This is a genomic window from Halorubrum sp. SP9, from assembly GCF_005435015.1.
Classification (GTDB): Archaea; Halobacteriota; Halobacteria; order Halobacteriales; family Haloferacaceae; genus Halorubrum; species Halorubrum sodomense.
This window is the reverse complement of record NZ_SGXU01000320.1, coordinates 1-502: the sequence shown is the minus strand read 5'-3', so window position 1 is coordinate 502 and position 502 is coordinate 1. Positions and strand designations below refer to the sequence as shown.

1 protein-coding gene is annotated in these 502 nt (G+C 56.4%); it reads left to right on the top strand.

Going from position 1 to position 502, the window contains the following annotated elements; translation table 11 throughout:
* Positions 1-402, top strand: a 402-nt coding sequence (locus EXE45_RS17720) for a hypothetical protein (RefSeq protein ID WP_206750510.1), incomplete at its 5' end; no start/stop codon positions are given.
* Positions 403-502 lie beyond the last annotated feature (100 nt).

Genomic DNA, 502 nt, shown 5'->3' with positions numbered 1-502 from the left:
GTCGACTGTGTCACAAATACTTTTGAACAACCACCGGATGACACGGCGTCGACAAAGTACGCCCAAGGCCCAGAGAATCTCACGTCTATCGGGATGAAATTCTCCGACATTCTCGAACAACGCAGGACAGATCAGCTCTCGGTCGGGCTCACGAATCTCTCGCCACTGTTAGTGTACACGTCACCTTCGGACGTATTCCAGTTCGTTAATATTCTCGTACAGAAGTCGGTCGGCACGGGCTGGCCGGTGTTCGTGACAATTGACCCCAGCGTACATGACGCCTCGACCGTCGAGCAGTTCGTTCCGCTGTTCGACGACGTGATCGAGACGCGGCGTACCGACGATGGAGATCAAGAGCTGCGGGTCCGAAAGCCGGAACCGACGAACTGGGCGGCGTTTTGACCGTGCCACGGTAGCCACCCTGCGGAACAATGAAGCTGGAATAGTCCGGACTGACCGAGTTTTTCCCGTCTCACCGGAGAGTGGCTTTCGTCTCTGTCCG